7 protein-coding genes are annotated in these 6,412 nt (G+C 24.4%); 4 read left to right on the top strand and 3 right to left on the bottom strand.

Translation table 11 applies throughout. From position 1 onward, the window contains the following. Positions 1 to 561: A24 family peptidase C-terminal domain-containing protein (locus MBBAR_RS07635; protein WP_282956053.1), on the top strand; the 561-nt coding region annotated here is incomplete at its 5' end. A 152-nt stretch (positions 562 to 713) separates the two neighbouring features. Next, positions 714 to 1,289 carry a hypothetical protein gene (locus MBBAR_RS07630; protein WP_080460703.1) on the top strand — a complete coding sequence of 192 codons (576 nt, stop codon included), beginning with the start codon at positions 714 to 716 and terminating at the stop codon, positions 1,287 to 1,289. Positions 1,290 to 1,300: 11 nt separating this feature from the next. Here MBBAR_RS07630 and MBBAR_RS07625 read toward each other — a convergent pair whose 3' ends face one another. After that, positions 1,301 to 1,984 carry a diphthine--ammonia ligase gene (locus tag MBBAR_RS07625; protein ID WP_080460702.1) on the bottom strand — a complete coding sequence of 228 codons (684 nt, stop codon included), beginning with the start codon at positions 1,982 to 1,984 and terminating at the stop codon, positions 1,301 to 1,303. Between the two features lie 25 nt (positions 1,985 to 2,009). Continuing rightward, positions 2,010 to 2,807, bottom strand: coding sequence for a hypothetical protein (locus MBBAR_RS07620; RefSeq protein WP_143746166.1), 798 nt, complete (start codon positions 2,805 to 2,807; stop codon positions 2,010 to 2,012). Between the two features lie 456 nt (positions 2,808 to 3,263). On the opposite strand from MBBAR_RS07620, the gene MBBAR_RS10545 reads away from it, so the two are divergent. Both MBBAR_RS10545 and MBBAR_RS10540 read left to right on the top strand, forming a co-directional pair. Beyond that, entirely contained in the window at positions 3,264 to 4,061 is a 798-nt protein-coding gene (locus MBBAR_RS10545; protein ID WP_249025050.1) for a transposase, read from the top strand. After that, a complete protein-coding gene (locus tag MBBAR_RS10540; RefSeq protein ID WP_249025049.1) occupies positions 4,062 to 4,787 on the top strand; it encodes a transposase in 726 nt (241 codons plus the stop codon). A 135-nt stretch (positions 4,788 to 4,922) separates the two neighbouring features. Here the strand turns inward: MBBAR_RS10540 and MBBAR_RS07610 are convergent, their stop codons facing one another. Beyond that, positions 4,923 to 6,176: a methanogenesis marker 16 metalloprotein gene (locus MBBAR_RS07610; protein ID WP_080460700.1), complete on the bottom strand. Its 1,254-nt coding sequence runs from the start codon at positions 6,174 to 6,176 to the stop codon at positions 4,923 to 4,925. Positions 6,177 to 6,412: the final 236 nt, after the last annotated feature.

Raw genomic sequence — 6,412 nt, 5'->3', positions numbered from 1 at the left:
GATAATATTCTTTTTTATTTATGTATTTTTAGTTTTTTATTATCTAAATTTGGAATTATTAAAAGTGATAATCTTTTTTATGTTGTATTATTTGGAGTATTTTTCAGCTTACTTTCAAAATTTACAAGTAAAATATTACTTAAATTTAAAAAAATTGTCAAGTATGGGTCAAAAAAACAAATTAAAATTGAATATCTCAAAGAAGGAATGATTGTTGATAAATTAGTAATCAATTCTTTTAATTCAAACAATATTGCCTCTGATGTTAATTTAGAATATTTACTAACTAAATTTAATCTTAAAAATGAAAAAAATTTTTATAATATTAGTTTTAAAAAGAATAAAAATAATTATATATTAACTTCAAAAACTGCTGCAGGACTTTCAAAACAAGATTTACTATTGATTAAAAAATTATTTAATAATAATATGATTTCTAAAACAGTATCCATTAAATTAGGCCTTCCTTTTGCACCATCAATATTTATAGGGCTTATTTTTAGTATTTTTATTGGAGATTTATCATCGATTTTATTTAAAATAATAAATTTATTTGCTTAATACAAGTTCATAGACCTTTAAATTAATATAATACCCTTAATGGGATAAAAGGGAAGAAAATAAAAAACAAGAAATAATAAAAAACAATGCAAAAAGAAGACTGTATGATAAAATAAAGATTGGAGAATAAGAAAATAAAAAAGGAGATAAAAATGATTTTAAAAAATATTAAAAAAGAAATTGAAGAGAGATATATAAAATTATTAATTTTCCTTATTTTATTTAAGCACACAAACCCTGTGAGAAGCATATTGAAAATATTCAAACTTCCTAATTTTCATAATGATAAAAAAGGACAACTTTCTATTGAATCTTTACTTATATCATTAATATCAATTTTAATTCTTGTTTCAATTTCTTTACCTTTAACAGAAATAGCTGTTGATTCAACAATTAGTAGTGTAAAATTATTAGAAACAAAATCAGAAATTTCAAAAATTACTAACTCTATCGATGATGTTTATTCAGATGGAATTGGATCAAAAAGAATACTTTATGTTGGAATGCCTAAAGAAACATATTTAATCTTTTCTAATGATTCTGTACTAAAAAAAGGAATAGTGACTGGAGATTTAGATGTATTTAATCATTCAAAACAAATTAAAATTGTGTTTAATGCAGATAATATTAATTCTAGAATAAATTTTAAAAAAAATATTAATTATAAAGTTACTATTGAATGGCCAATAGATACAGAAAATATTATATTAAAAAATGTAGAAGTGTAATATTATATTATTCACTGCTTATCTACTAAATATGCTTTTTTAACATGAAAAATTCCATTATCATTATTCCATATCCTTTCAGCATCTTCTATTTCTATTCTTTTTTTAAAAATTGGTCCATCAATAACTAATGTTTCTGCTTCTCCACCTTCAAATGCAATGTTTATTTTATACTTGTCTTTAATCTCATTTAATTCATCAATTGCATCATAATCAATTTTTCTACCAAGCCATGACTCATCAAGCCCATAAGCAAAAACTCCAGTTATTATCACTTCAAACCCTAAATCAACTATCTTTTTCATATATTCTTCTTCATCAACATGCCATAGAGGTGAAATTGATTTTAATCCTAAATCTTCACATATTTTATCAATTCTTGATTTCTGATAGACTGAAAAAAGAGCACCAGTGTAAATTGCTTCTACACCTTTATTTTTAAGAATTTCTAAGTTTTCTTTAAGATCTACAAGTTCTTCTTCTTTTAAACCTTTTGTATTAGCTCTAATAATGGGGATATTCATAGCTTCAGCAATTAATTCAGTTAGATGGATATTAGGTATATGAAACATATATGACTCATCATTTTCAGATTCCATTGATAATAAATATGAAATATTATCACCATTTTTTATAGCTTCATAACAAGCCATTGTACTATCCTTTCCTCCAGAAAATAAAACTGCTGAATTCATATATATAACCTTTTTTAAATTTATTTCATCTATTTTTGATTTTGATAATAATCCTTCTTATTCCTTCTGTAACATTATCAAAGAATATACTAATAACAGCTACAATAACTCCTATAATTCCTGAAATTAGTATCATGTAATTAGTATCTATCATAGATTCTTTAGTACTATTTATAGCATTCTGTACAGGACCATCTATTGAATTAACAACAATATTCTTGGACTCTAAATAGTCTGTAATTTCATTAACACTATTAGATTTAGCATTAATTTGTATAATAACTGAAGAATATTTAACATTAATTCCACTTGAATACATCAACCATTCTGATAAAGTATCGATAGCTTTACTAGGATCATAATTACCAGTGAAATTTATTGAAATTAACCCTCCGGTCTGTACTGAGAAATTTTTAAAATTTTCATCAACAATAGGTATTTTTTCTTCAATTATTTTTTTCCTATCCTCGGGAAAGGGGTCTGTTTTAAGAACAATTCCTTTATTAGCTACTGATATAACTCCTTCTTTTTGTTTTAATTGAGCAATTAAACTGTTTTCATCTATTGAAGGGGATAATTCTGCAGTAATTGTTTCATTGGTATCACCAATAGTTTCATATACTGATCCAACAACATATGGCATTTCTTGATATATTGGAGATATAAAAAAAGTTCCTCCAACTAAACCAACTACGAATCCAATAGCTAAAACTGAAATAATATCTTTTTTCCCAATTATCGGCGTCAAAAGTCCCATTGAGAAAACAAACACCATCAGCAAGATAAATAAAAAAATGTAAATAATTGCACCTATAATATCCATTAAATCATCTCAAAAATAAAACTAATTATTAATTCAATATTTATTTATATAATTAGAATGTTCAGTTAAATAATACTTATTTTAGAATACTTATTTTAGAATACTTAATTTATAATAATTAATTCAAAATATTTGATTATACTTAATTTAGCTAATATATAGTATAAATGTTTTGATTAAGTGAATTATTTATTTTCTAATTATATTATAATTTACATCATTTTGAATATAGAAAAAGTAATAATATTATAGATTAAATTAAAAAATTTAAATTATATTGAAAATCATTTAAAAGAAAACTAATTTAAAAATTCAATCTATTTAATAAAATAAAATTAAATAAATTGAGGTTGACTCATAATTTTTTCTTTTTTTTCTTTTATTTTTCCTTTAAATTTATATAGTAGGAAGTACAATCTATATTTAAGAAATATTTTTTGTTAGGTTGTGTTTTTTATGGTTTTAAAAGATGATCCGATTGATCAGCAGCTTTTGGTTCCGATTGATTTGAAAAATTTAATTCCTGATAATCATCCTTGTTATTTGATTCAAAATATTGTTGAAAGGATTGATTTTACAGATATTGATGATAAATATCGTTTTACAGCTGGAGCTCATGCTTATTCTCGTAAAATGCTTTTAAGATTAGTTTTAATGAGTTCTTTTGATGGTGGTTTATCTGGAAGAGAAGTTGAAAGACGTTCAAGGACTGATATTGCTTATATGTATCTTGCTGGAATGCAAAATCCTGATTTTAGAACAATAAATCGTTTTAAAGTTGAAGAAAGTGAATTAATTGATGAAACTTTTAAAAAATCTATTTTGGTTGCTAAAGAGCAGGGTTTAGTGAAAATTAACCATATTGCTATTGATGGGACAAAAATAAAAGCTAAAGCATCAATTAACAATATAACTGATGAAAAACAATTAGAAATGCTTAAAAAGATTTTAAAAGATAGTATTAAATTGGATGAAGAAGAAGATAAGTTACTTGGTGATGAATCTGGTAACGAAATCCCTAAAAATCTAATAAATAAAGAATCATTCGATGAAATCTATGACAAACTTATTGATGATTCATCAAAATCAAAAAACGATTCAAAGTTTAAATTAAGTTCAAAAAAACTTTTAAAAAAAGCTATTAAAGATAAAAAATCTCATGAAAAAGTTTTGAATAAAATTAACCATTTGGAAGATGAATTGAAAAAATCTAATCAAAAAACAATTAGTGTTAATGATCCTGAAACACGTTGAATGTTAAATAAAAAGAGTCAGTGGGAATTTGATTATAATTTACAAATTGGTGTGGATGATTTTAAAGGAATAATGCTATCTATTGGAATATCTAATAATCCAACAGATTTTAATGAGTTAATACCTCAGATAATTCAAATTGAAGAAAATATTGGAGAATTACCAAAAAATACTCAAATTTCAGCTGATAATGGGTATTCTACAGACGAAAATATGGAATATTTAGAAGAACACCAACTTGATGGTTATATATCAAGTAGAAAACTTTCAAGAAAATTAAAAAACATTAATAAGATCGAAAAACCTTATTCAAAAGATAATTTTACTTTCAATGTTGAAAAAAATACATATATTTGTCCTGAAGGACAAATTTTAGATAAAAAAGGACAATATGAAAATGGTAAAAAAACTGTTTATTGGACAAATAACTGCAAATATTGCCTGAAAAAAGAAAAATGTGCAGGAAAATACAGATATAAAACAATAACAGATTACGGTAATCCTTCTAAAATTAAAATGCAACGAAAAATGGAAGAAAAATGGGCTCAAAAAATATACAAAAAAAGATCAAAAACAGTAGAATGGCCATTTGGAAACATAAAAAGAAATTTAAAACTCACTGAATTTAACACAACAGGAATAAAAAGAACACAAACTGAAACCAAATTAATAGGAATTTCACACAATTTAAAAAGAATATACAAAGAAATAAATAAAAATAACTAAATATAAACCCAAAATCTCAAAAAAAAAGAAAAAAATTTATGAGTCGTCCTCAAATTTAAATAAAAATAAATAAAGTTAAATAAATTTAAATAAAATTAAATAAAGTTATTTGATTTAATTATTGGATTAGTATGTTTATAAATCAAACTCTTTATCAATTATTAATTGTTTTAACTTAGATGAGATCTTTTTACCTCTTTGAATATCTGATTGTCTGCATGTAATAGGTATATTATGATTTTTATTTTCAATTTCAACATCAACTGAACCTAAATTCATTGTGTATGTGTCATTTTTAGTAAGATATACACATAATCCACAACCAAAACACTTGTCAAGATCAATTGTTCCATTATCATTGATTGCATTTGTTGGACAAGATTTTTGAACTTCAGCATTATCTTCTTTGTTAAACTTACTTGAATTAAAAGTAGGTCGCTCATCATATCCTTCCCAAACTTTATCATAGCTAGTTTCTGTTAAAGGTAAATGTCTTCCATGGATATCAGCCACTACAAGAGGAATATCACTGTTTAATATTTTAACATCATTGAAAATTTCTTCATTTAGTATAGGTATTGGTATAGCTACTGAGTCATATATTTCAGGTCCAGCTCCAGTTTTAAATCCTCCAATATATTCTGAAGACATTTGAAGCATATCGGCAGTTAACATGAGATTTGGTTTAGCATCAGAACTCCTAGTTCCAGAACCTAAAATTACTCCAGGACCTCCATTAAACAATATTTTAGTGCCTTCTTTTATTATATTTCCACTTACATCATTTTGTAAAGGATTTAAATCACCACATCCTGAGAATGAAAGCTGATCTAAACCTCCTTCCATTGGTATTCCATTAAAAATTGAGTTGACAATGTCATTTTTAGGATTTACAAAAGCAGTATAATTTCTAAAAGCCATTCTAACTCCTATTATTTGTGCTCTAGGAATATCTTCAATGTTTACACTAGTTTCGAATTTTTGGCCATCTATTGATTCTACTTCTACATCAATATCTTTTCCACTTAAAATATCTTTAAATAAAAATCCTCCACCATACTCATGATCTCTTACACTATGTTCTGTTCCATATGCTATAACATCTATTGAACCTAAAAGCTCATTAGGACATGGTCCTGGAAAAGCAGGGACACCATTAAGATATACACTTTTAGCTTTTTGAAAAACTCCAGGTTCTGTAACTCCAATATGAAATATTGCAGCAGTACCAGACATTATACCACAGGTACCAGTTGTTACAACATCAACATCATCAAACTTTATATCTTCTTCGTTTTTAATAGCTTCTTTTAATTCCTGAGCAGTGAATATATTTGCTTCACCCTTTTTTATTTTTTCATTAATATCATCTAAGCTTCTTTTTGACAATAGCTCACCTTCTAGTGAATTGTTTTAAATTTTATTGATTTTCTTTCATAATTTTTTAATATTTAAATAACTATATTATATCTTATTAATTTTTATAATATATAAATGTTAACAATTGTTATATTTTTTCATATTTAAAAAATATTATCAGTATAATTACGGTTTATATAAATTTAAAGTTAAATTAAAATAAAATTAAAAAATTAATAATATTACTGATACTGATAATAATATAT

This window comes from Methanobrevibacter arboriphilus JCM 13429 = DSM 1125 (genome assembly GCF_002072215.1).
GTDB lineage: Archaea > Methanobacteriota > Methanobacteria > Methanobacteriales > Methanobacteriaceae > Methanobinarius > Methanobinarius arboriphilicus.
The sequence above is the reverse complement of the archived record's forward strand: the minus strand, read 5'-3'. Positions and strand labels throughout refer to the sequence as shown.